Raw genomic sequence first — 25,031 nt, 5'->3', positions numbered from 1 at the left:
ACGTCAGTGCGTCCCAAGCGGGATGTCGATGGGTCGCAGGTCGGACACTTTGTCGTGCGGGTAGAATCCGGCCCCGGTCTTTCGTCCGAGCTGTCCGGCCTCGACCAGCCGACGTAGGTTGTTCGGAACGATGGTGGCCGGGTCTTTGGACTCGGCATAAATGGAGTCGGCCACGTCGCAGACCACGTCAAGCCCAATGAAATCCGACAGCTCCAGTGGCCCGATGGGATGCCCGCAACCGAGTTTCATACCGTCGTCAATGTCTTTCGCGGAGGCATAGCCGGCGTCCAGCATGCGAGCCGCCGAGAGCAGATAGGGGATCAAGAGCCCGTTGACCGCGAAACCCGGTCTGTCATCAATGGTCAGCGGTGTTTTGTGCAGGCTCGCGCGCACAAAATGTTCGACGGCCGTCACGGTGTGCGGGTCGGTCAGGACGGTCGGGATGACCTCCACGAGGTTCATCCTGGGAACGGGATTGAAGAAATGCAGCCCAAGGAACCTACCCCTCCGGGTCAGGGCTCCGGCGAGTTTGGTAATGGGAATCGAGGAAGTGTTGGTGGCAATGATGGTCTCGACAGGAACGCATTTCTCCAGCCGTCCCAGCACGGAAAGCTTGATCTCGAGGATTTCCGGCACGGACTCGATGGCCAGGTCACACATCGAGAATTGTGACAGGTCCTCCACCGTGTGCAGTGCGGACAACCAGGATTCGGTGTCCTGACCGCTGCTTTGATGCTTGTCGACCGAGCGTTGCAGCGCCGCCTCAATGTGCGTTCGGGCAGCCCGCAGCGCATCTGTTGAAGTATCATGCAGCAGCACCGTCCTGCCCGCGCGGAGGCAGCTTTCGGCGATTCCGCGGCCCATGGCACCCGAGCCGACAACACCGACCGTTTTGATCCTCGATATTGCCGTTTGAGGCGTCATGCCTCGTACCTCCTGATCAGAGCGGCGAGTGCCTGACCGCCGCCGATGCACAGCGTGACGATGCCATATTCCGTGTCGCTGCGCTGCAAATGCCGGGCGGCACGGAGGGTCAGGATGGCGCCGGTCGCTCCGATGGGGTGGCCCAGGGCGATAGCCCCGCCGTAGGGGTTGGTCTTTTCTGGATCAAGTTTCAGGTCACGGATGACGGCGACGGACTGGGCCGCGAACGCTTCGTTAAGCTCGACGATCTCAATATCTGCCGGACTGAGTCCGGTCTCGTCAAAGAGTTTTCGCAGCGCCAGGGCCGGGGCATAGCCCATCAGCGCCGGATCGATCCCCGCCGTCGCGACATATTCCAGAGTGGCCAGGCCACCGAGTCCTCGTTCGCGGGCCGTGCTGTCCTTCATCAGAATAACGGCCGCGGCGCCATCGTTGATTCCCGATGAGTTGCCGGCGGTCACGCTGCCCCCCGTCTGAAACGCCGGGCGGAGCCCCTGCAGCGTTTCAAGGGTAGTGTCCGGGCGCGGTGCCTCATCGACGGTCACAGTCACCGGCTTTTTTCCGGGAACCAGAACCGGCGTGATTTCCTCGAGAAATACCGCCTGGGCTTCCGCGGTGCCCGCTCTGCGTTGGCTCTCCCAGGCAAACTCATCCTGTTCCCGCCGAGACACCCCGTATTTTTGGGCTACGTTTTCGGCGGTGACACCCATGTGTTTTTCGCTGAACGGGTCGGTGAGCATGGCCAGTGTGCCGTCGATTTGGGTGCGGTCCCCCAGCCGGGCATTGCCGCGGGCGTTGTAATCCAGGAAGGGCATCCGGGACATCGATTCATCGCCGCCGGCCAGGATGGCGTCGGCTCCGCCCCAGCGCAGCTGCTGCGCAGCCGACCAGATGGCCTGCAGACCGCTGCCGCAGAGCCTATTCACGGTGAAGGCGGGGGTGCGCTCGGGCACGCCGGCTGCCAGAGCGACGCGGCGGGCGTTGTAGGCATCCGCACCGGCTTGGCCGACGCAGCCCATGATGACCTCGTCGATATCGGCCGCGGTAACGCCGCTGCGCGCCATTGCCGCGGCCGCAGCAATAGCGCCCAGCTGGTGTGCTGGCACGGCCGCCAGGGCCCCGTTGTATTTCCCGACGGGCGTTCTGGCTCCGTCAACGATAACTATCTTCTGCTCTGACACTGCAATCTCGCTTCTATGACGTGAATGTGCTTGGCGTGAATGGGTTCAGGATGCGACGGTCGAGCCGACGCCGGCAAACTGCCGGGCTCCGTCCAGTAGCCTCGGGATGCCTTCTTCCAGCGAGGGGCCGAAGCCGGTGTCGCCCGGTCGTTCACCCTTGAGCCAGCGGGTGTAAATGGCTTCGCAGAAGATGGATGCCTTCCACAGGGCCAGCGTCTGGTACCAGGGCAGCGCATCCAAATCCAGATGCATTCGCTCGCGGTACCGCGAAATGAGCTGATCACGGGAGAGATATCCGGGTTCGCGGGTCACGCTGGTCAACTCGAGCGGCGTAGGAAAACTTCCGGGTTCCGAATAGGTTGCCGTGAGATAGCCAAGATCTGCCAACGGGTCACCCACCGTGGCCATTTCCCAGTCCAGGATGGCCATCACGCGTGCCGGGGACGACGGTTCAAACATCAGGTTGCCGGCTCGGAAGTCACCGTGGATCACTGTGGCGGCCTGGCTGGTGGGAATATTGCGTTCCAGCCAACCACCGATGCTGACGACCTCGGGCAGATTCCGGGTGGTGTTCACCTCCCACAGGGCAGAAAAGCGCTCGACCTGTCGCTTCAGGTAGCCTTCCGGACGCCCGAACGTAGCCAGCTCACCGGAAGAAACATCCACCTGATGCAGCTGCACCAGGGTGTCGACAACGGCGGTGCTGGTTGCCTCACGCTGCGTCATGGAACCGAGGTAGTTCGGAATGCGATCGGTGATGACGGTGCCGCCCAGGAACGACATGATGTAAAAGGGAACACCGAGAAGCGACTCATCGTCGCAGACAGCGAGGATTTCCGGAACCGGTACTCCCTGCTTTCTGACCAGCTGCTGGATTCGGGCCTCACGGACCATGTCATGGGTGGAACGCGGCAGGGGGGGACGTGGCCCCCGGCGCAACACAAACACCTCGCTGCCACGCTGGAGACGATAGGTGATATTGGATTGCCCATCTCCAATCCGACCCCAGGACAGCCGGCCGGCACCGAGGCCCCTAGCATCCATGAACTCTTCGACTGCGTCCAGAATGAGAAGCGCCGGTGAGCCCAACTGTGCCGCATCGGTGCGGCTGGCGACGACTTCGACGCCGTCGGGAGCGGTGTGCATCAGTGAATTTCCGCCAGCTCGGTGTTGAGATCAGCGGCGCGCAGAATACGACGGTCCGTAGTGGAACCGTGCACATCGGCCAGGTACGGCTCGCCCGCATCGACGGCCCGCTTCCGCATCGACGAGGCGCGCCGGGAGATGGCCCATTTATGGGTCTCGTTAGCGCCGTCGTAAATTCGGAACGGACGAACCTCGTTCAGGTACGCGGCCAAGGGAAGCGCGTCGGAAACGCCGTCGCCACCGCAGAGCTGGATGGCGCGGTCGACCACCCGGAAGATCGCTTCCGAGCAGTGCACCTTGGCAATGGAGGACATTGCGGATCCGGCCCGTGGATCCGTGTCGAGCAGCGCGGCGGTCTTAGTGATGATGGCGTCAGAGGTTTCAATATCGATCACCGATTGGGCAATCAATTCCTGGGCAAGGCCCAGGTTCTTCATCGGAGAGCCGAACAGCTCACGGCGCTCGATCCGGTCGAGGGCAATGTCCAGCGAGCGCCGCGCCAGGCCAAGCCAGCGCATGCAGTGCGTGAGCCGGGCGGGGCCGAGGCGCACTTGGGCATATCTGAAGCCGAGTCCGACGGCCCCCAGTACCGCGTCATCCGCCACAAAGCAGTCATCGAGATAAATGTGGGGATGACCGCCAGCTATGGCACGGTCCATGGTGTGGATGCTTTCGCCGAGCCGGATGCCTTGGTTGTCGAGATCGACCAGGAACATGGTGGCACCGGTCGGGGCGTCTCCGACGGCCTCGGTGCGGGCCATCACGATGCAGAAGGCTGCGCCGTCGGCGCCGCTTGTGAACCGTTTGTGACCTTTAATGGACCATCCACCGTCGACCTTTGTCGCCACGGTGAGCAGGGCGGCCGGATCTGAACCGGCACCAGGGTGCGGCTCGGTCATTCCGAAGCAGGACCGCGACGTGCCGGCGGCCAGGGGTACAAGGTATCGCTGTTTCTGCGCCTCCGTAGCGATCAGATTTAGCATGTGCATATTGCCTTCGTCCGGCGCCATGCAGTTGAGCGCGGACGCGCCGATCGGGGAATATCCGGCCTCTTGAAAGATTGCGGACCACTGCTGAATGGGGACGCCCTGGCCGCCGAATTCCTTAGGGACGTGCGGGGCAAAGACATTGGCGGCCTTCGCCGCCGCTTGTAGCCGGTCCCGGGTGGCCTGGCCCAGGCGCTCGCCCGGCCTCGGCTCGGCGGGAATGACCGTGCTGCGGATGAATTCGCGGGTGCGGATTCGCAAATCTTCGATGTCGACGGGCAGTGACTCGGTGCTCATTGTTCTATTTCCTTTCGCGGGTGGGGGCCGATGAGTGGGGATGTTAAGCGGTGCCGCCGGCCGCAAGCAGGCCGCCGTCAAGGTTGATGACCTGACCGGTGATCCAGGCCGAATCTGAGGACGCGAGAAAAGCAACGGTGGCGGCGACATCCTCTGGATTGCCGAGGCGGCCCAGAGGATATCTCGCGGCGACTTCTGCTTCCTTACCTTCGTACAGGGCCTGGGCGAATTGCGTCTTGACAACCGCCGGTGCGACCGCGTTCACTCGTATCTTCGGCCCCATTTCGACGGCGAGAGTGCGGGTCAGATGCGCGATGGCCGCCTTGGTCACGCCATAGAAACCGATGCCGGGTGCCGGTGTCTGTCCGGTGACCGAAGACACGTTAATCACGGTGCCGCCGCGGCCGGCGAAATCCAGGGCAACGTGGTGGTAAGCATCCTGAATCCAGGCCAGGGTACCGAAGACGTTCACCTCGGTAATTTTGCGCGCGGCGGACAGATCTAGATCCATCACCGATCCGTAGACGGGGTTGATGCCCGCATTGTTGACGAGGACGTCCAGCTGGCCGAAGGTTTCGGCGACGGCATTGAGAACCTCGAGGCGGTGGTCCGGATCGTGGGCTTTGCCGGCGAGCGGAATTACGGATCCTTTCGGGAATTGGGCGGCCGCATCGTGTAACGCCTCGGTGTTACGGGCGGTGATACAGACCTGAGCGCCCTCCGCCACCAGCCGCAAGGCGATGGCCAGCCCGATACCGCGACTGGCGCCCGTGACGATGGCCGTCTTGCCCTCAAGGCGGTGCGCTTGGACGGGGTGCTCGCTCATAATCTGTCTTTCTGGGACGGTACGCCCTGGGCTGCCGTGTTTTCATCACGGAGCTCCTGGCGGCGAATTTTTCCGGTCTGTGTCTTGGGTAGGTCGTCGATGATGTGCACGATGCGGGGGTACTTGTAAGCTGCGAGGCGCTCTTTGGTGAATGCGATGAGTTCTGCTGGAGTGGCCGATGCACCTGATTTCAGGGACACGAAAGCGACGACGGTTTCGCCGCGGTACTCATCCGCCTGGCCGATCACAGCGGCCTCATGGACTGCGGGATGTTCGTATAGCGTGTCCTCGACCTCGCGGGGCCAGACCTTATACCCGGAGACGTTGATCTGGTCTTTAAGCCGGTCGACCAGATAAACCCAGCCTTGGGTGTCGATGATGGCCACGTCGCCGGTGCGAAACCTGCCTCCGGGCATTGCGTGGGTGGTAGCGTCCGGATTATTCCAGTAACCCGGGATAATTTGGGGTCCAGATAATTCCAGCTCGCCCTGGGTACCCGGCGGAACGGGTTGACCGTTCTGGTCGATGACTCTGGCTACAACGTGTGGTAGTGGAATGCCGATGGAAAGAGTGCCGCTGGAGGCGTCGACCGGCGCCTCGGCACAGGGCGGGACGGCAATTACACCGGACGTGCTTTCGGTTAATCCATAGGCATTGTGGATGTAGACGCCGAAGCGTTTTTTGAAGCGTTCCACGGTGGCCGGCGGGATTGGCGCCCCGCCGGAATACAGAGTCTTGACGGCGGTAAAATGGCTGGCGCTGGCATGCGGAAGCGCCAAAATCGCGTTGAACACAGTAATCGAGCCGATGGTAAAGCTGACCCTATGCTCGGCGAAGGCCTCCAACACGACATCGGGGTCGAAGCGGCCCGTAAAAACCAAGGTTGTGTCGGTGAACAGTGAGATCGCAGCGTTAATTACGGCGCCAGTAATATGAAATAGTGGGGCCACGGCCATGACGACGTCACCGGGGGCCAGCCGTGCAAAGCGGCCAAACGTCGTGGCGACGGCCAGGACGTTTTCGTGGGTGTTCATGGCGCCCTTAGGCGGCCCGGTCGTTCCAGAGGTATAGGTCAAGAGCGCCACGTCGTCGCGGGTCAGCTCAATGTCAGCGGGTCGCAAGCCGTCGAATTCGCGAATCAGAGCCGCAACGTCCCCGTCAGCCGAAGCTGCCGGGCGTGTTGTCATGTCACAGCTGCGCGGATCGTTCCGCGTCTGAAAGTCACGTGCAGAGGTACTGATGAGCCAGCAAGCGGTGCCTCCGGCAAGCGTTTGACGAGTTTCCGACACAGCCGTATCGGCACAAATAACACCGATGGCACCCGAGTCGTCAACGAGACGGCGCAGCTCTCTACGTTTGTACATGGGGTTCAGCAACAGTGCCGTCGCCCCCAATTTCCAGAGGGCCAGCAGGGCGAGCGCATAATGGGGCGTGTTCTGGAGGTAGATACCTACCCGGGCACCGCGAATTGTGCCGCGGGCCTCGAGCGCTATAGCGAGAGCGTCGGAGGCACGGTCGACTTCGGCGGCAGTCATCCTGCCATCGAAATAGCGAAGTGCGACGCGATCCGGATTGGCGGCGACGCGGGCCTTCCACGCCTCTACGGTGGACTCGTACCGCATCTCTGCACGTACATCCATGCTAAGAACGTCTGGTGCGGTCTGAGAATCCTCTACGGCGTTGATCCCAGAACGACTCTCTACCGAAGAGCCGATCTCACAACGGTTGGTCATAGTTGAACGAGTCACGACAGCCGCCCCCCTCCGGCATCTTCGCCGAAATTGACTTACTAACTCCTACCGAGCGATCGCTCGGTAGGAGTTAGTCTGGAGTAGACGCCATCATCTGTCAAGGCAGACAATAGCAAGCAGGCGTTTACAGTTGAAGGAGTATTCGTGAAAGTTGAGACTGCGAAAAGAGTCGGGAATGCGTGCGTGTGGCGCAAATATTCCGAAAATATTCTGCCACCCCTGCTCCAAGCCGCTTTGGATAGTTTTGTGGAGCACGGCTATCACGGCACGACGATTCGCACTGTGGCCGCTCGGGCCAAGCTCTCCGTACCGGGCCTATATCACCACTACGCCTCCAAGCAGGCACTGCTGGTGGCGATCGTACAGTTTGCGATGGAGGATTTATTGGTCAGGAGCGAAGACGCTATAGCGGAGGCAGGTTCCTCAGTGGAGGAACAGTTTCGCCTGCTGATCGAATGTCTGGCGCTCTTTCACGCTCACCGCAGTGAGCTCGCCTTCATCGCTGCTAGTGAGATCCGAAGTCTGGAAGGCGAGTCGCGAACGGCGCACATCAAATCCCGCGATAAGCAGCAGCAGATGGTGGACAACATCATCAATCAGGGTATGCGGGAGGGGATCTTTGACGCTGAGCACCCCAAAGACACCAGCCGAGCCATCGTGACTATGTGTACCGGTATTGCGCAGTGGTACCGCCATGACGGTGAGCTTTCGCCCGAAGAGCTGGCCATCAGATATGCCAACATCGCCCGAATGACTTTAGGGGTTGGCTCAGGCTCTCAAAGACGGAGTGTCCTCACGGCGCCCACGCCTTTACGAACAGATGCGCGAGGCAGGCCGGACCGCGGCTGACAGTGAGCAGCGACCAGTGAATTTTGGCTATCTCGTCTGGCCGCTGCACGGAGCGACCAGACTGCCCTTAGGTTCGAGGATTCGGGTCACGTCCCGCTGTGTGGTTTCTCGACACCGTGCAGGAACCAAGGCGACGAATGCGACTCTGAGCGATACGTCATTCCCAAAGGTCCCTACTGTCAGGGTTTCTTTGGTGCCCTACGAACCCGGCTAGCCACCTGCATTCAGTGAAAATGACCGCAACCGCCGCATATTTCACTTTTTTCACAAGCCGCCCCTCCAAGACGAATTCGGCCAAAATCGTGGCTATAACCATTCAAACGGACATTTTCACGGGCCTCCGCTCACTGTCGCGCCTGCCGACCACGAGACTTCTACCCACCGGAGACATCCGGTCTACCGCCCAAGCAGGAGATGAACTGTGAGCGACCAGATCACCGAGTTGTCAGCATCCGCGCTCGCTCTAGCCATTCGCCGACGCGAGATCTCGGCCAACGAAGCCCTCGACGCGCACCTCGCCCAGATCGACCGGGTGAACCCTCGCATCAACGCCATCGTCACCCAAGATCGTGAAGCGGCCCGCGACCTTGCGGTGGCCGCCGACACCCGCACCCTGAGCGGCGACGATCTGCCTCCACTGCACGGCGTTCCGATCACGCATAAGGACACGCATTCCACCGCCGGCCTGCGCACGACCTTCGGGTCACCAGTGTTCGCTGACCACGTGCCCGATCACGACGATCTGATCATCGAGCGGTTCAAGGCCGCCGGTGTCGTCACCACCGGTAAATCCAACGTGCCGGAGTTCGCGGCCGGGTCGCACACCTTCAACGAGGTCTTCGGAACGACCACCAACCCGTATGACCCCTCTCTCAGCGCGGGCGGCAGTAGCGGAGGGGCCGCCGCAGCTCTGGCCGCACGCATCCAGGCCATTAGCGACGGCAGCGACATGGGCGGCTCGCTGCGCATTCCCGCCTCTTTTTGCAACGTGGTGGGATTCCGGCCGTCGCTCGGCGTGGTCCCCCTGCAGCCGAGCCGTAACGCCTGGAACTGGCTCTCTCGCAGCGGTCCCTTGGCCCGGGAGGTGACCGATATTGCCCTGGCCATGTCGGTGATTGCGGGACCAGACGCCGCTACACCGTATTTCAACCCGGTGCCGGCACACCGGTTTCTTGAGCCGCTGCAGCGCGATCTCACAGGGCTCGTCATCGGCTGGTCCGACGATTTCGGTCTGGGAATTCCGGTGCAGAAAGAGGTGCTGCGCGTGCTGCATCAGCAGCTGCAGGTGTTCGAAGACCTCGGCGCGACAGTGGAGCAGGCGGCCCCTGATCTGCGTGACGCCGATGAGGTGTTCAGCACAGTGCGCGCGTTCGACTTTGCCTTGTCCTACGGCGATCTTGTGGCCCGGCACGGCGACAAGATTAAACCCGAGGTGCGCTGGAATGTGGAGCGCGGCCTTGCTCTGAACGGAGCCGACGTCGTCTCGGCCGCGCTGGCCCGCACCCGGTTAGCGCAAAAGACTCGTATCTTCTTCGCCCGCTACGACGTTTTCGCGAGTCCGGCCGCCCAGCTGCTTCCCTTCGATGCCGCCCTGCGGTATCCGACCGAGATCGACGGCGTGCCGTTTGAGAACTACCTTGAGTGGATGCGTTCCGCCTGCGTCGTTTCTGCGACCGGGCTTCCCGCGCTTTGCGTGCCAGCGGGTTTCAGCGAGTCCGGTCTGCCGGTCGGATTACAGCTGGTCATGGACCACGGGCAGGATGTCGAGCTGCTGCAGGTGGGGTACAGCTTCGAACAGGCCACCCGCTATGCGTGGCAGGCTCCCGATCTGCGCGACATAGGTAGCTGAGATGCGTCGTCGACGTTCAGATTCGCGCGGGCTGCAGCACTCGTCCGCCTCGTTTGAAAGCCTCGAGCAGCAGACTGACATCAATCGATTTGGTGTGAGCAACCCAAGGCGCGGACGTCACGCAGGCATAGAGGGCAGCTTGGTCCTTCGCCGTGACATTCGCTACGATCTGGTAGTCGCCGGCGACCGCGGCTGCGTACCTCACCAGCGGCGAGGCCGCGAGCTCTCGCCCGACCGCCTCGACGTTCTTCGGGTCGCTGCGGATCCACAAAAACGCTTCGACGGGAAGGCCGACACTCGCCGGTTCAACGACCGCCCGAATGTAAACATGGTTGTTCTGCAGCAGCCATTCCGTGCGGCGGCGGGCCGTGGCGTTGGACACCCCAGTCAGGCGGGCCAACCGTTCGCAGGACACCCGCCCGTCTCGGCAAAGCGCCTCCACGATCTCGTTGTCGACCCGGCTCAGCCGCTGCGGCTCCTGCAGACTCCACGTGTCCGTCGTTACACCGGCCCGCAGGGCATCAGCTTCGACCTCCGTCAGCAAGTCAGGCTGCCAGCCGCGGATGGTGCGGAAGTAGCGCATCACGGGGTAGCTAACCGCGCGCACCAAACCGACCGTACCGGGGATCTCGTCCGTGAGCAGTGCCGGCATCAGCTCGGCCTCGGTCAGCACTTCGACGACACAGTCCACGCCGCCGGTCATCGTGTACGAGAAGGTCGAATCGCGACGCTGCGCCAGTGCGTTCGCGGTCGCGCGCGTGGTGCCCGGCGCGGTCTGAACGCGGATGATCACCGAGGTGGATTGTGGGCGGAGTCCGGCCACCTGCACCAGCCGGGCTTCGATCAGTTCACTGCCCCGGCGGGCGACAGTGCGCTCCGGTTCGCCGAGCACGACGGCGATTTGGCTCCAAGAGCTGCGCCCGTCGAACTGCAGCGCGGCCGCAATCCGCCGCTCCAAGGGATCCAGTAGCCGCACAATCCATCCTTGCTCGTACGCCGTTCCTTGAAAATACAAGGATTTCCTTAGCGCCGAACTTATCATCACTCACTGCCCCACCCGCATTCCAGCACTGGAGCACTTATGATTACGTCCCTACCCGGTGACCCTGACTCAACCGACATCCTTGCCATTGCCAACCTGCCAATCCTGTGGATTTTGGCTGTCGGCGTGTTCGCCGCCATCATCCTGCAAACGGTCGTGTACATACGTGCGGCCCGGATCGCCGCGCCGGCGGCCGGCATCAGCTCGGCCGAACTGAAAACCTCGTTCCGCGCCGGCGCCGTGGCCGCAATTGGCCCCTCCCTGGCGGTAGTGCTCGTCAGTGTGGCCCTGCTCAGCCTGTTCGGAACCCCGGCTGTGCTAGTGCGCGTCGGTCTGGTCGGGTCGGCTGCCACCGAGACTGCTTCGGCCAGTATTGCCGCCAGTACCATGGGAGCAGCCCTTGGCGACGCGAGCTACACCCAGAGCGTGTTCGCCGTCGCATTTATGGCGATGAGCCTCTCCGGCGCCATGTGGATGATCGCCACCCTGGTGTTGACCCCGCTGCTTAAACGCGGCGACTCTCGGCTGCGCAGCGTGAACCCCACCCTGATGGCCATCATCCCCGCTGCCGCGCTCCTCGGAGCGTTCGCGAGCCTCGGCATCGGCGAGCTCGGCAAAACCCCCGTGCACATCCTGACCGTTGTCACCTCGGCCGCGGTGATGGGCGCCTGCCTGTTCCTGGCACGCCGCTTCAACTTGGGCTGGCTACGCGAATGGGGGCTCGGCTTCTCCATCGTGATCGGCCTCATCGTCGCATACACCGCCCACACCACCGGCCTCGCACCGGTCGCCTGAACCAACATCGAGAAAGGCCAGCATGTCCTCCACAACAGTGATCACCACGCCGTCCGCCGATTTGGCGACCTTCGACCGCACAACGAGCCGCTGGGGTCGGTCCACCATGATCGCCGCACTGGTCATGTCACTCGCCGCGCCGCTCTACCTGGTGCTTTTCGCCGACCTTGGCATCACGCAGACACAGGTCTGGATCGCGTTCCTCGCCGTTGCCGCCGTGTTCTCGGTGCTGTGGGTGGTCGAACCGATCACCTACTACCCGATCCTTGGTCCCGCGGCAATGTACCAGGCGTTCATGATCGGCAACATCGCCAACAAGCTGCTCCCCTCTGCACTGGTCGCCCAAGCGGCCATCGGCGCTAAGGCTGGCACCAAGCGCGGCGAATTCTCAGCCCTGATGGCCATCTGCGGCGCCGCGATGGTGCACGTGTTCTTCATGCTGGTGTTTGTCGGTCTATTCGGCTCTTGGCTGGTCAACATCGTGCCAGCCGACGTCACCGACGTCGCGCGCCTGTACATCTTCCCCAGCATCATCGGCGGGGTCATCGTGCAGCTCGTGGTGTCATTGAAACAACCTCGCGTCACGCTTATCGCCATCGGCACAGCCGCGTTCGTCTTCTTTGTGCTCGTGCCCGCCGTCCCCAGCGTCGCAAACCTCGCCACCGGAATTACCGTCGTCACCACCGCCGTGCTGGCCTGGTTCCTTCGCAGCAAGCCCCGTTCCGACTCCACGAAAGAGATCTCATGACCGTGACCCTACTTCCGACTGATGACACCACGACCCGCACGATGCAGGAGCTGTACCGGCACCTGCACGCGCATCCGGAACTGTCCATGCAGGAGACCGAGACCTGTGCGTTCCTCACCCGGCGCCTTGATGATCTCGGGCTCGAGACCTTCCGCTGCGGCGGGACCGGCGTCGTCGGTATCCTGCGCAACGGCGCCGGTCCCACGGTCGCCTACCGCGCCGACATCGACGGCCTGCCTATCCAGGAAGAGACCGAACTCGACTACGCGAGCACCGCCCGCGGCACCCTGGCCGACGGCACCGACGTGCCTGCGATGCACGGGTGTGGCCACGACACTCACATGACAGTCGCGTTGACACTGGCCGAGCACCTCGTCACCCACCCGTCGGCTTGGGCAGGCACCGTGGTGTTCATCTTCCAACCCGGGGAAGAGACCGGAGCGGGAGCGGTAGCCATGCTCGCCGACGGGCTGTGGGACCGCGCCCCCCGCCCCGAGATCGTCTTCGGCCAGCACGTATGGCCCGGCCTCGCTGGCACCGTCGACATCAGCAGCGGTGTGGCGATGGCGATGGCTGATTCCTGGAAGGTGACCGTGCACGGCCGTCAGGCCCACGGCTCCCAGCCCGATCAGTCGATCGACCCGATCGTGATCGGCGCTCACATGGTCGTGCGTCTGCAGACCGTCGTGTCGCGAGAGGTGCACCCGATGAAGGCCGCTGTGGTCACGGTCGGCACCTTCCACGGCGGACTCAAGGAAAACATCATCCCCGCCACTGCCGAGTTCACTGTAAACGTGCGCACTTTTGACGTCGAAGTGCGGACCCGCGTACTGGATTCGCTGCGCCGCATCATCGCGGCCGAAGCACAAGCATCCGGAGCCCCCGATCCGATGATCGAGGTGCTCTCCACATTCCCCCGCTGCTACAACGACCCGGCGGCTACCCAACAACTGATCGCTGCGCTCAGCGGCGCCCTCGGAGCGAACGGCGTAAAAGAGGTTCCGCCAGTGATGGGAAGTGAGGACTTCGGACTGCTTGCCGAGGCCATCGGCGTACCCTCGGTGTATTGGATGTTCGGCGGCTATTCCCAGCAAACCATCGACGCAACCGAATCCGTCGCCGGCAACCACTCCCCACATTTCGCCCCCGACTCCGAGCCGGCCTTGGCAGCCGGGCTCACCGCCGCCCTCACCGCCATACTGTCGCGGGTCGGCACGCCGGGCGGCGCCGCATGAACACCTCAACAGCCCGACTCTCGGTCAACGGACCCCGACTGGTCGCTGACCTCAAAGCACTCGGCAGCATCGGATGCGGGCCGGGCGGCGGCCTGGATCGCACTTCCTTCTCGGCAGCGGATGGCGAGGCTCGCGCATGGCTGCTCGGGCGCTGCGCCGAAGCCGGTCTCAGGGCGGAAGTGGACGGCATCGGGAACATCGTCGTATCGCCCGACTACGATGCCCGGACTGCGGCCCAGCCCGCCGTGTGGTCCGGGTCGCACATCGACACCGTGCCAAACGGGGGCGCATTCGACGGGGCGCTCGGTGTGCTCGCCGCGCTGGAATGCCTGCGCCGCATCCAAGAGGAACGCCCAGCCCTAGACCGGCCGGTGCGGGCGGTCATGTTCACCGACGAGGAGGGCAACTACGCCCATCTGTTCGGGTCGAGCGCACTCGCACGAGGATTTTCCCGCACCGAGCTGGAGTCGCTCACCGGTCGAGACGGCGACCGGTTCGCTGACACCTTTGCGGCCACCGGCGGAGACCTCGATGCGGCCACGGCGACCAAGCTGGACCCCGCTACGCTGCACGCCACGGTGGAGTTGCACATCGAGCAGGGACCGACGCTCGAGCAGCTCGGGCACGACATCGGCGTGGTCACCGGCATCGTGGCGCTCGGCGGCGGCGTGGTGTCGTTCCGAGGCCGGGCCGACCATGCCGGCACCACCCCGATGAACCAGCGCCGCGACGCCCTCACTGCCGCCGGCGCGCTGCTCGTGGCGTTGCCCGAAGTGGCCTCAAGCGTTAGCGAGCGTGCCGTCGTCACCTCGGGAATCGTGACGGTCGAGCCGGGAAGCGCCAACGTGATCCCAGGGCTGGCCAGGGTTACGGTGGATTTTCGGGAAGCGGAGACGGATCTGGTTGACGCCCTGCAAACGACCATCGTGGATGTGGCCCGGGAGATTGCGCTGCGCTACGGGGTGCAAGTGGAGTTCGATTTTGAGGTCACGATCCCGCCGGTTCGGCTCGACGCCAGCATTCAGGCGACCATCGAGGCCGCGGCCGCCGCGCGTGAGTTGTTGTACAGCTCGCTGCCGTCCGGGGCTGGCCATGACTCGCAAAACATGGCTCAGCTGGCGCCGACGGGCATGATCTTCGTGCCGAGCATCGACGGACGCAGCCACTGCCCCGAGGAGAACACTGCGTGGATCGACGTGGAGAACGGCGCGAATGTGCTGCTCGACACCCTGCTGAGCCTCGCCCGCGACTGATGGTCCCGCCCCGCGCCTTCAAGGTGGCCAGCGAGAAGTGCTCCCGGGATTCTATAGGCCAACATGTGGTTCTCGAGCTGACCCAGCGCGACGCACCCCAGGAGTACATTTCCGCCGTTCAATAAAAGAAGGCAGTCAAACAGGATTCACGCGTTCCGGAGAAGAAATGGGTGATGCCTCTTTTCGAGATGATGTTTTTCCCTGGAACGTGCCTACGCAGGACCGATCAGAATGCTAGCCGACCATACATGTTCGTGACATTGCGGGGAGTCACATGATTAGATACCGAGGGGCAAGCCACGATTCGCCATCACGTTTGGTTAGGCATTCCGGTGACCATTGATATTTCCCGCAGGTATAGAACGCAGCCTCGGAATCCCGCCTCCGCGCCACGTTCTCGTCGCGGTCGCTGACGTCGTCGTCGTCTGCCTTCGCAGGCGGTTCGGCGGCCAAGCCGTCTGGCGCGTCGGCCGATCACGCTCCAGCCGCGTCCACCCAGTCGCGGAGGCGCTGGCGGGCGTCGCCGAATTCGCGGAGCCATCCGAACGGGGCCGAGCAGTGCTGGGCGGGGTCGTAGGCGCGAGCCCGTGCAGATGCACGGCAGAGAGTTCTCAGACGAGTTAGGAGTCCCGGTGCCAGAACGGCGGCACAACGGATGCCGGCAGCCCGTAGGTGCGTCGAAGACACTTCACGCACTAGTTGAGTCCGATCCATTCGGCCTCGGCATCTTCGGCGTTGAGGAGGCTTCTGCCAACTTGTTGGGGTGTTGCTAGTGCGTTCGTGCCTAGCCGCAGTCGATCAGTCGACCAGTCGAATAGAATTATAACTATCGTGCCGCCGGGGCTCAGCCGGAATCGCGCCCAAAAGAATAGGTGAGCGAGCAGGTAAATCAAATAGAATCCAAAAAGTCCCAGTAAATCTTGCGATCTACCAGCACTTTTTTGTCTCGTCGGGCTGACGTGATTCGAACACGCGACCCCTTGCAGAATCGGGGCGATTCTGGCCGTGACCGAATGTCTCGGGAACTCGCGGATTCCCTTGATCTTGCAGGGAACCGGGCGGTTCACTTCATCTGAGCGTACGCGTCCATGTTCGGTCGGTCACGGTTGATTTAGGTGGGTCAATGGTGGGCATCCGACCATTGATTGGTCCGACCGCGTCGAGCGCTCTCGTCTGGCCATGGAACTGGAATCTCAGTGCCGCTCGATCATTGCATCGGAGGCAGGCACAGCGTGCCGCCGCTAGACCCCTGGGGCAGGATTCGCGACGAGTGCCCTGATGAGCGCCGCCAGTCGGTCAGCTGGTACGCCCGAGTGGGCCACGACAAGGCTCTGGCGTGCCGAGTCCGCAAGGGCATGCAGGGTTCGAGCGGCGTCGAGTCTCGTTCCGGATACGGGAGGAGTTCCAATCTTCCAGCCACCGATCTGGTCGACTGGATACTCGAACGCGATCGACAGGAGGTTGTAGAGATCGGTGATGTCCTTGGGCGCGTGGCGTGACTGTGCGGCATAGGCCTTGAAAAGGAGGGCGAGCTCGACCGGGGGCACGCGGACCACGAAATCAAGCCGCGTTCCGTCCGTCAACAAGACGCCAACTTCGAGGACGATCGGATCAACGCGGTGAGCAACAGACTCGCCAGGTGGCCGCCGATGATGCGGACATCGCCGATCCGTTTTGTGATCTCGGCAACGTCGGCGAGAGCGCGGAAGGCCGCGTCGTCCGCGTTCGATGTAGCGACGGTCTCGATCCGACGCCTGATCACGGGAGCCAACCCGCCAGAACCGCTCGCCGGATTCTCTCGACAGCGTCGGCCGCGTCGGGACCCCCCGTCCGCTGCACATCCCACGCCACGAGGACCGGGTCGGCTATCCAGCCGGACCCCGTCGACGTCCAGGCACGGGCGGTCGACCAGATCGTGGGATCAGCTGGAACCACACATTCAAGGGTGGCGTTCTCTCGCGTGGTTTCGGAAAAACCGAATTGGGCCAGGTCAAGGCCTGTTTGCGCGTAAACGACCGCGCGGCGGCCCATGCGCCACGGCGCTATCAGATCAGCGGCCGGGTCCCCTGACAGGAGCACGTTCAACTCGGCGGCAGCGTCCTGAGCAGCTTGCGCCTGCCGCGTGATGGAGTCCAGCCCCATCCAGTAGCTGGTAATGCCTTGCGGCCCCGGATATTTCGTTAGGAATTGCTCCCACAATGCGTCGGGCCGCAGTGCGTGCCAGCCGCCCGTTTCGCGAGTCACCGCGGTGTCCAGCGCGCGGAGTGCGTTGGAAATGGCTACCTGCGACACACCGCACTCAGCGGCGAGATCGATCTGGGTTCGCGGTCGCGGCGTCCGAAGGAGCACCCGGAACAGAGCGAACCGCCCCCACGCGACTCGCCCACGTGCCGGCGCAGGTCTACGGGATGGTGCGCGCCCCCTGAGCAGTCCGTCTTCCATGCGCTCACCGGCAAGAAAAACGACACGATCCTGCACAGAGACAACAGAAATCCGCGGGTCGAGTGATGCGGCCTCAGCCAATCCTGCAGTCGCCACCACGCGTAGATCAGTCACCCCAACCGATCGAAGCATCACCGGTCTTCACAATTTCTCTGGCTAAGGCAGCAATCACTGCGCAAGCGCGAGAAATTGATGGCGAGTTCACCGTATTGCAGGGTTCAGGGGCCCGGCCGATGTGGGTAGGAAAGCGGCACGGCTATGGGGGATTGCACGCAAAGCTCCTCGGTGACGGGTCTATTGTCGTTGACTCGTCCGGAACGGCGATGTTCACTCGAGACGTGGCTTTCGCGTCGCCGTCGGCCGCCGGGGCCGTGATTACCGGGCGAGCGTGCAACGGTCGCACAGCGTGGCTGAGCACGGAAGCCGGCGAAACATTCGGGCATTGGCAGAGTCGCGGCCTCGGTGATGGGCAGTTAGCCGGTGTCTGAGCCCACGCCCTCGAAGAGCCAGTTTCTTGTCTACCGGGATGAATCCGGCCAGGCGCGCATCGATGTCCGCTTCGATGGAGACACGGTGTGGTTCACGCAGGCGCAGCTTGCCGAGCTTTTCAACACGTCCCAACAAAACGTCAGCCTGCATATCAGGAATATTTGCGAAGAGGATGAACTGACCCCAACGGCAACTCACAAGGAATACTTGTCGGTTCGCAGCGAAGGAACCCGCGACGTGTCCCGCAAGCGCGCGCACTACAACCTCGACATGATCATCTCGGTCGGCTACCGGGTGCGGTCGAAGACAGCCACGGCCTTTCGGGTCTGGGCGACCAAGCGGCTGCGTGAGTACATCGTAAAGGGGTTCGTTCTCGACGATGAGCGGTTGAAGAACCCCGATGTCCCCTTTGATTACTTCGATGAGCTGCTGCGGCGCATCCAGGACATCCAAACTTCGGAGCGGCGCTTCTACCAGAAGATCACCGACGTATACGCGACGTCCGTTGACTACGACAACGACGCCGCCGTGACCCAGACGTTCTATGGCACGGTGCAGAACAAATTGCATTGGGCGATCACCGGTCAGACAGCGGCCGAAGTGGTGCAGTCACGGGCGGATGCGACGAAGCCGAACATGGGGCTCACCATCTGGCGCAAGCCACGCATCCACAAGTCCGCTGTGTCGATCGCGAAGAATTACTACACCGAACCAGAGTTGTCTGCCCTGCAGAACTTGACCGAGCAGTACCTGGTCTTCGCTGCCGGGCAGGCCGAGCGGCGCGTTCCGATGCGCATGGCTGACTGGGTGAGCAAACTCGACGGGTTTCTGACTCTGAATGATCGCGAGATTTTGCGGGATGCGGGTAGGGCATGATCTCGCCGTCGCGCACGCAGTACGCGAGTTCGAGGCGTTCAAGCGCCTCGACTCTGCCAGTGCGATTTCGGATTTCGACGAGTTCAGCAAGCGGATGATTGAAGGAGGCACGCCGCCGAAAACGGGGGATAGATAGTTGGGGGACAAAACGTGAGCGTCAGGCAGGTCGAAAGAAAAACTCAAGAGCGCGTCGTCGAGCTCTTTCAGGCGCGAGGCTACGAGTGCGCCGGTAATTGGGATCAGCGCGTGGGCACCTCTCACATCGATGTTGACTATCTGCAACAGAAAATTCAGTCCCGCGTCTACGACGTGCGTCAGTATTGGCCAAGGTTAAAGCAACGCCGTGAAGACTCCGTTCTTGCGCCATGACGGGAAGCACGCTCGTTCTGGCGGCAAAACCGCTGCGGAACGCACAGCTGGCGTGCGGCCGTGAATCGCCGGATCCCAGGACTTGAACCTGCGACGCCGCGACTCTGGGTCCAATGATCACTCGATCAGCTTGCTTGGATGAATCCAGCGATTAAACACCTTTTGATCAGGACAAATATGCGCAATCGACAAATCTGAACGAGGATAAAATGCGCGAATTAGACTCCAAAACTGGGCGAAAATGCCCAAATTCGCGCCCATAAACAATGGGTGAACAATGGCTTTGCAAGTTCTTAAACGAAAAGAGTCCTGATAAACCTAGGTTTATCAGGACTTTTGTGGGCTGTTCGCGAAACCCTTCAGGGCACGGAACTCAGGCGTCTGGCAAAAGCATTTTCCTCCGCCCTAGGACACTTTTTCCTCTACTTCTGTTTCTTCGCCTGAAAACAGGGACGAACGGGGTTTCTGCAGTTGCCTAAAACGCGTCGACCTGACGCGCGGTGGTTGCTGGCCATGGTGCTATCCGGATAGGCGCTTGCAGCTGCAGGCGCGCGCCTGTCGGCCTAGTTCTCGTCCCGGGCCGTGTAAACGTCCGCCGTGAGCCCGCGCATTCCGGCACGCATCTCTACCAAGAGCTCTTGCCGGTTTCGGTCCCCGACTTCATGGAGAAGGTACCTGATTTGGTCGCCGTGGGTGCGCCGTTCTTCGTTATCGAACAGGGCGTCGCGTAGGCCAATCGCGGTGAGCTTCCCGCCCAGAGCTTCCGATAAATTTATGCGCACGTTTTGCGCTGTTCCGGAACATTTGCTGCACCAAGGCCGGTCAATGGCTTCGAGAATTGTGAGCGGCTCGCCGTAGAGGTAGACGCCGACCTCGAGGTAACTATTCGGTCGGTGAATCGGGGTTCTTCTGACCGCATTGCAGGCGAAAGTCGTGCCCCAATGCTTCGTCCGCGCAGTACCGCCGGACGAATCGACTACCGATGGGTTTGGGCGAAGGACGCAAGCGACAGTCGATTCACCATAGATGTCCGGAAGAATCGCGTGGAGTGACAGCGTCCCGTTGCCACAGAATTGGCAGTGCCCGGTCTTCGTCAGCGATTCGGCGAGTACAACGGAAGCGGCAAGGTCCTCGACCGTCGGCGCGTCGACCAGGGTCGTGAACGCCCGTTCGCCTGAACCTATTTTGTGCGGTGGGTCTTGCTGGATGAAACCGGTGCCGTACGGGTTTGACCGGAGCCAAGTCCGGTCAGTCGGGTTCCATCGCAAGCGAACCCCCGACCCGTGGTCACTGTAAAGAACGACAGCGAACATTTCAGACAGGATGCTGGGAACTGCCGACGGGGGGATTTCTGACATGAAGCCATCATGCCGTAAGGCCTCACGAGGACTGGCACACGGAAGGTTAGTCTCCGCCCACGTCCGAGCGCGTGACCTTGAACTGTGCTCGCATTAGGCAATGTAGGTCAGCCAGGCGCGGTCAGGTCTTCGTTTCTTATCTCTTGGATACGTTCCGTCGTGTGAACTAACAACTCGGCCACATTCCAGGACATCGGCGCACCGACGCCTCCGGTGACGTGTCGCGGTAGAAGTCGCAGAATGAGTACGAGATTTGCCGCCGTGAGCGTGCGAAGGATGTCGTCTAGCTCTTTGACCGACTGGGACACTGCACGGTATCCATTTACAGTGATTTCGCCAGCGATTTCACTGTATTCCTGAAGTGAGGCCAGCGCTTCGTTGGCGATTTCGAGCCGCTCCGCTCCCATTGACGCGAGTGGGTAGCCGATATTGCACTGAGCCGCGTTCGACAGTACGTTCCACACTTGTGCGCCAGAAGCAGCGTCCTTGAACAGAATTTTGTCCTCATCGGCCGTGGTGACTATTCGGGTCGGGCCCACCGGTTCAGGTTTATTCTCGTCAAAAAGTGACTCGGCCCAGCTTTCATGCTCCGTCTTAATCTGGAGCACACGGTCTACCGGGTAGGTCCATGGCATGTCATCGATTGCCTTGTGGTGGTTCTTGCACAGGAGGATGACGTTACCGTACCCGTCGATGTCGGCACGGTCGCCGTCACCGCCTCGCGGCCCTGCCGGCGAGCGAGCGATGATGTGTGCCTCGTCCGCAACAATGGCTTCCTCGGGCTCTGAGTCCGAGTCTGGCGTCAGGACCGAGCGACACATCGCGCAGCGATTGTGGGCGCGACCCCAAAGCAATTTCCTGTCGCGGTCCGTGATTGCCATGTCACCATCTTGGTCTGTATTCCGCCTAGATACCGCACTACAGGAGTGGCTGTGACATGTACGCCCGAGGAACGCAATAGAGTCACCCTGGGGGAAAAATGACTAAAGACACCTGGACGATGCAGCTTGAGGTTCTCGCAGAGTACGTGCGCGTGAACAACAAGCTGCCCACTCACAATGCACGTATACCTAAGGCGGAGCGAGACCCCATAGCGGTGAAACTCGGGTACTTCGTCACCGACCAGAGGAAGAAGCGGGACTCTCTTTCATCAGAGCAGCAGACTTCTATGGAAGCAATCCCTGGTTTTGTCTGGGAACCGCTCGACGAAAAGTGGGACGACAACGTCAAGTATTTCAAGGAGTTCGTTGAGCAACACGGTCGCCGACCGTCGGCATCTTCGAAAGACAAGCGGGAAAAGCGTGTTGCCGGATGGGCTTCCGAGCAGCGGGCCCTGATGAAGGGCGTCGCGGACCGCAATCCACCGACTGTTGAACGTCAGAAGCAACTGACAGCGCTTCCCGGGTGGGCCCCGACGACGCACGCCCAAGTACAGACGCACCGCGTTCAGGAGTTCACACACTTCGTGACCGAAGTTGGGCGTGCTCCGCGGCGGGTCGAGGGTAAGCCAGCTGGTGCGCTGGAACCGTCCGAAGTCAGCGAATCATCGCTTCACACTTGGCTGACGAACCAGCGCAAGAAGCAGCGCGAAGGTACGTTGGACGTTGACGTGGCCCAGGAGATTGAACGACTGCTTGGAAGTGCGGCATTCCCCACGCCGAGGTAAGGACGGGCTGTACCTGACCCACCTTTCCCAGCAGGGGTGCTCGGCAGAAGCTAGCGCGCAACTGGACGCTGCCATCGGGGGCTCGCCCCTGAGCGTTCCTATGCCCTGACCACTCCAAATTCTGCGAAGTCCTGGCGATGCCAACGACGGTTGATGACGTAATGCCCATCGAAGCGAAAGCCACCTACGTCGAGTCCGGCTACGGAGGCACCGGTGCTGCCCGTCCGGCGTTGTGGCCAATGTTCCGGAGGTTGGCCTCAGGTCGGAGCCAACCTTTCATCGATGGACTGGTCAGTCTGTAACGCACCCTAAATTTGCGCATGCCCTGTTTCGGATTCAGTGCCGGTTGCAGGGTTCAATTCCTTCATGGGCGTGAGACCACTCCTAGGGGTTCCCTCGATTCGTTGGCGCGCCTTATCTATGTGCTAATACAATAGTGACCAAGTGGTACTCACAATCGAAGGAGATGAAGATGGCTGATTACGACGTCTATAAACGAGGCGACGAATGGGTGGGCAAGCGAGACGATGCCTCACGCATTTCCACGCGGGCGGACACCCAAGCCGCAGCATATGCGGCAACCCGCGACATTTCGTCGCGCAACGGCGGCGGCGAAATTTCACTCCATGGCGTTAATGGGCAAATTCGGGACAAGAACACAATCGCGCCTGGCAACGACCCGCGCCGAACCAAGGGTTAGCGGACCGGCTCTACCGGTCGATGGGAATGCTGACCGGGCGTTCCGTAGGCGGGCACGAGCACGCCATCGCCTTCGTTCCTCGACAGCGCAGTTATTGGATGAGGCCGGCAGATTGCGCGAAGATTCCTTTCACACGGTGCGTCGTGTTGAGAAGCATATAAGCCAGGCCTGAGGCAGTGCGCCCGCGCGGCCCCGCCAGAAAGAAACAGCCCGAATAAATGACGAAAAGAATCCCAAGCCGTCGCGACAGCATCTTGACATTTCTGAGTGACGGTGCCGTCCCAGAGATTGCACCGTGGATTGGGACCACCGTTGGTAGCGCTGTCATCTCTGGCGCAAGTGAGAATGTTTGGCAAGTAGCTATCGGAGCCACAATCGTTGCTCTGGGGCTCATTCCGCTTTGGCTACGCTCTTGGGTTCTCCGTCAGGGATGGCGTGCAGATGACATGCTTGATGCCCGCGAGCGTCTTGTCGGTGAAGCTGCTGCCCGTGTGCTGAGCGATGCAGCAGACTTTGAGGTGATGCCGCGAGCAGGCAGGGTGGACCTCGTCCAAGAACGAGTCGACGAGTTGCTTGACGAAATGGGAACGTCAATGTTTGAGGGCTTCCCCGGCGTTCGTATCGTTCTTTACGATATCTCCGCCGATAAGACGAAGTTATCCGCGACAGCCGTCCGCGGGCGCAACGATGCCCCTCGCGGGTTCGACGTGTCGGATGTGCATGGTGAAATTGCGATAGATAGGTTGTCCGACGTTGAGGACCACTTCTTCTGCGCTGACACCTCTCAGCTCCCCGAGACCTGGGGAACAGCCGGGCGGCCCTATTCGACTTTCATCTCGCTGCCTGTTCGTTCGTCGGACGAAGCGTATGGGATGCTGACGATGGACAGCCCGAAGATTGGCGACTTAACGCTGCGAGACGCTGAGATGATGGAGACTCTCGCCTCAGCGTTTGCTTTCTACCGAGCGGCACAGGCGCGCGGAAAGCGCAAGACGATTAGTATTGAAGGAGAGAAGGAGGAGCACAATGACTAGCATCCAACTGAGTATGGAGACGAAGAAACAGCGTGCAGCAATGCGCGCAACTCGTTCAGGCCGTACTCTCTCTCAAGTGACGGCTGAGGTTCGCCAGGAACGACTGCAGCGGGAGCGTGAAGTCATTCGGGACCTCTTCAAGAGCAACAAGTCTTAACCTCTTCAACTCGCAGGCTGGTTTACGAAGCGCAGGCGAATGACGCCCGGCCCAGTTCTACTCGTCGGGCCGTTCGCGAAGCCCGTCAGGACGCGGAAGCCAGGTGTCGAGCGAATTCGTTTTCCTCCGTAGGCTGACGCTAATTTCCTCCAAACCGACTCTCTGCATCGTGGGAGCCAGCGAGCGTAGGATATTGCCCACCCGCCGGCTCATGCAACCGCGGCCACAACCCATGCCAACGTCGGAGTGTAGGTGGAGGGCGAAAATTTAACTGCGCTATGACGACTGAATGACCGCAGGAGACGCCGCCGGAGTGGCCGTCCCGCTCGGCTGATTGTTGATTTTCGATAGGTCATCGCCAAGCGGCACTCGATACTGAAGACGATTTGGCCAGAACCATCTCCGGGCGAAGCCAAAGGTCTGCCGCCGCCACCTCAGCGTGATGCGAAACTTCGCCATCTCGAACATGGTGGCATCGCCGCTCATGTATGGACGGATTCGCCGGTCCTGCAGGGCCCGTTCATCTCGCCGCACATGCGCCTGTATCAACACCTGAATCTCTCCACCCGGTTCAACGCGAAGGCGTCCTTCAGAGGGGAACTCGCGTAGCCCGTCGAGGTGGGGTGCTCGCATCACCGCATGGGAGTCCTCGGCCGCGGCCGTTCCGACATTCCGGAAAACCAATGCAATCATATTGAGCTCGGAATTGCAGTCCCGAAGCAGGATTCGGTTGAGTGACCATCGCACCCTTGGCCTGTAGACAATGGACCACGCCACGGTCCAGACGAACGAGATGATTCCGACGACACCACCTACGACCCCGAGCAGCGCTGCTGATTCGGGTAGTTTCAGAATGTCCATCCGTTCAGAATACTGGTATCAAAGTAACGCCTTGCCACGCTCCCGGTCGGAAGTCCGGTCCCCAAAATTCAGTGCGGATGCAATCCTCTGTGAGCCTGGATAGCGCCTTCTCGTGCACGTCAGGAGACACCACGCGAAGCGACCTATCATCATTTATCGGCATTCCGACGACGAAGGAATTCTCGCGGGAATCTGGC

The 25,031-nt window shown here is 61.5% G+C and carries 24 protein-coding genes; 12 read left to right on the top strand and 12 right to left on the bottom strand.

The features are described from left to right. Positions 1-3: 3 nt before the first annotated feature. From E3T41_RS01670 to E3T41_RS01645, 6 genes are all read right to left on the bottom strand, one after another. A complete protein-coding gene (locus E3T41_RS01670) occupies positions 4-924 on the bottom strand; it encodes a 3-hydroxyacyl-CoA dehydrogenase family protein (protein ID WP_134477015.1) in 921 nt (306 codons plus the stop codon). Further along, positions 921-2,105, bottom strand: a complete 1,185-nt coding sequence (locus tag E3T41_RS01665) for a thiolase family protein (RefSeq protein ID WP_134477012.1) — start codon at positions 2,103-2,105, stop codon at positions 921-923. Before E3T41_RS01665 ends, E3T41_RS01670 begins: the two co-directional genes overlap by 4 nt. A 45-nt stretch (positions 2,106-2,150) precedes the next feature. Continuing rightward, positions 2,151-3,251, bottom strand: coding sequence for a phosphotransferase family protein (locus E3T41_RS01660; RefSeq protein ID WP_198415539.1), 1,101 nt, complete (start codon positions 3,249-3,251; stop codon positions 2,151-2,153). After that, a complete protein-coding gene (locus E3T41_RS01655; RefSeq protein WP_241990993.1) occupies positions 3,251-4,498 on the bottom strand; it encodes an acyl-CoA dehydrogenase family protein in 1,248 nt (415 codons plus the stop codon). Before E3T41_RS01655 ends, E3T41_RS01660 begins: the two co-directional genes overlap by 1 nt. Before the next feature lie 79 nt (positions 4,499-4,577). Continuing rightward, positions 4,578-5,360, bottom strand: coding sequence for an SDR family oxidoreductase (locus E3T41_RS01650; RefSeq protein ID WP_092451406.1), 783 nt, complete (start codon positions 5,358-5,360; stop codon positions 4,578-4,580). Beyond that, positions 5,357-7,000 (bottom strand): class I adenylate-forming enzyme family protein, encoded by a 1,644-nt coding sequence (locus E3T41_RS01645; protein WP_104132705.1) that lies wholly within the window; start codon positions 6,998-7,000, stop codon positions 5,357-5,359. Before E3T41_RS01645 ends, E3T41_RS01650 begins: the two co-directional genes overlap by 4 nt. Positions 7,001-7,255: 255 nt before the next feature. On the opposite strand from E3T41_RS01645, the gene E3T41_RS01640 reads away from it, so the two are divergent. Both E3T41_RS01640 and E3T41_RS01635 read left to right on the top strand, forming a co-directional pair. Continuing rightward, entirely contained in the window at positions 7,256-7,960 is a 705-nt protein-coding gene (locus E3T41_RS01640; RefSeq protein WP_104132706.1) for a TetR/AcrR family transcriptional regulator, read from the top strand. Positions 7,961-8,381: 421 nt separating this feature from the next. Then, entirely contained in the window at positions 8,382-9,809 is a 1,428-nt protein-coding gene (locus E3T41_RS01635; RefSeq protein ID WP_134477010.1) for an amidase, read from the top strand. Between the two features lie 16 nt (positions 9,810-9,825). Here the strand turns inward: E3T41_RS01635 and E3T41_RS01630 are convergent, their stop codons facing one another. Next, positions 9,826-10,785, bottom strand: a complete 960-nt coding sequence (locus tag E3T41_RS01630) for an Lrp/AsnC family transcriptional regulator (protein ID WP_092451414.1) — start codon at positions 10,783-10,785, stop codon at positions 9,826-9,828. Between the two features lie 105 nt (positions 10,786-10,890). On the opposite strand from E3T41_RS01630, the gene E3T41_RS01625 reads away from it, so the two are divergent. From E3T41_RS01625 to E3T41_RS01610, 4 genes are read left to right on the top strand one after another with little or no spacing between them, the layout of a single operon-like run. Further along, entirely contained in the window at positions 10,891-11,646 is a 756-nt protein-coding gene (locus E3T41_RS01625) for a DUF5058 family protein (protein WP_092451416.1), read from the top strand. Between the two features lie 22 nt (positions 11,647-11,668). Continuing rightward, a complete protein-coding gene (locus E3T41_RS01620) occupies positions 11,669-12,394 on the top strand; it encodes a hypothetical protein (protein ID WP_092451418.1) in 726 nt (241 codons plus the stop codon). Further along, positions 12,391-13,629, top strand: a complete 1,239-nt coding sequence (locus E3T41_RS01615) for an amidohydrolase (protein ID WP_092451420.1) — start codon at positions 12,391-12,393, stop codon at positions 13,627-13,629. The genes E3T41_RS01620 and E3T41_RS01615 overlap by 4 nt, the downstream gene beginning before the upstream one ends. After that, positions 13,626-14,882, top strand: coding sequence for a Zn-dependent hydrolase (locus E3T41_RS01610; RefSeq protein ID WP_092451422.1), 1,257 nt, complete (start codon positions 13,626-13,628; stop codon positions 14,880-14,882). Before E3T41_RS01615 ends, E3T41_RS01610 begins: the two co-directional genes overlap by 4 nt. Before the next feature lie 1,241 nt (positions 14,883-16,123). Here E3T41_RS01610 and E3T41_RS01605 read toward each other — a convergent pair. After that, positions 16,124-16,438: a hypothetical protein gene (locus E3T41_RS01605; protein WP_134477008.1), complete on the bottom strand. Its 315-nt coding sequence runs from the start codon at positions 16,436-16,438 to the stop codon at positions 16,124-16,126. Positions 16,439-16,640: 202 nt separating this feature from the next. Then, positions 16,641-17,174, bottom strand: a complete 534-nt coding sequence (locus tag E3T41_RS01600; protein ID WP_092451428.1) for a hypothetical protein — start codon at positions 17,172-17,174, stop codon at positions 16,641-16,643. A gap of 215 nt (positions 17,175-17,389) precedes the next feature. Between E3T41_RS01600 and E3T41_RS18875 the strand changes: the two genes are divergently transcribed. From E3T41_RS18875 to E3T41_RS01585, 3 genes are all read left to right on the top strand, one after another. Continuing rightward, positions 17,390-17,812, top strand: coding sequence for a DUF4357 domain-containing protein (locus E3T41_RS18875; RefSeq protein WP_092451430.1), 423 nt, complete (start codon positions 17,390-17,392; stop codon positions 17,810-17,812). After that, positions 17,805-18,689: a virulence RhuM family protein gene (locus E3T41_RS01590; RefSeq protein ID WP_198416380.1), complete on the top strand. Its 885-nt coding sequence runs from the start codon at positions 17,805-17,807 to the stop codon at positions 18,687-18,689. The genes E3T41_RS18875 and E3T41_RS01590 overlap by 8 nt, the downstream gene beginning before the upstream one ends. Before the next feature lie 150 nt (positions 18,690-18,839). Continuing rightward, complete coding sequence (locus E3T41_RS01585) at positions 18,840-19,058, top strand: hypothetical protein (RefSeq protein WP_134477005.1); 219 nt, start codon at positions 18,840-18,842, stop codon at positions 19,056-19,058. 563 nt (positions 19,059-19,621) lie between these two features. On the opposite strand, the gene E3T41_RS01580 is transcribed toward E3T41_RS01585, so the two are convergent. Beyond that, on the bottom strand, positions 19,622-20,416 hold the full coding sequence (locus E3T41_RS01580) for a hypothetical protein (RefSeq protein WP_134477002.1): 795 nt from the start codon (positions 20,414-20,416) through the stop codon (positions 19,622-19,624). Between the two features lie 107 nt (positions 20,417-20,523). Then, a complete protein-coding gene (locus E3T41_RS01575; RefSeq protein WP_134476999.1) occupies positions 20,524-21,297 on the bottom strand; it encodes an HNH endonuclease signature motif containing protein in 774 nt (257 codons plus the stop codon). Positions 21,298-21,395: 98 nt separating this feature from the next. Between E3T41_RS01575 and E3T41_RS01570 the strand changes: the two genes are divergently transcribed. From E3T41_RS01570 to E3T41_RS01560, 3 genes are all read left to right on the top strand, one after another. Then, positions 21,396-22,082, top strand: coding sequence for a helicase associated domain-containing protein (locus tag E3T41_RS01570; protein ID WP_134476996.1), 687 nt, complete (start codon positions 21,396-21,398; stop codon positions 22,080-22,082). A gap of 472 nt (positions 22,083-22,554) precedes the next feature. Beyond that, entirely contained in the window at positions 22,555-22,782 is a 228-nt protein-coding gene (locus tag E3T41_RS01565) for a DUF2188 domain-containing protein (RefSeq protein ID WP_134476994.1), read from the top strand. 446 nt (positions 22,783-23,228) lie between these two features. Further along, on the top strand, positions 23,229-23,816 hold the full coding sequence (locus E3T41_RS01560; protein ID WP_134476991.1) for a GAF domain-containing protein: 588 nt from the start codon (positions 23,229-23,231) through the stop codon (positions 23,814-23,816). A gap of 433 nt (positions 23,817-24,249) precedes the next feature. On the opposite strand, the gene E3T41_RS01555 is transcribed toward E3T41_RS01560, so the two are convergent. Next, positions 24,250-24,834 (bottom strand): hypothetical protein, encoded by a 585-nt coding sequence (locus E3T41_RS01555; protein ID WP_134476989.1) that lies wholly within the window; start codon positions 24,832-24,834, stop codon positions 24,250-24,252. Positions 24,835-25,031: the final 197 nt, after the last annotated feature.

It is taken from the genome of Cryobacterium sp. Hh38, from assembly GCF_004403235.1.
Lineage (GTDB): Bacteria > Actinomycetota > Actinomycetes > Actinomycetales > Microbacteriaceae > Cryobacterium > Cryobacterium levicorallinum.
This window is presented reverse-complemented; position numbering and strand designations above follow the sequence as displayed.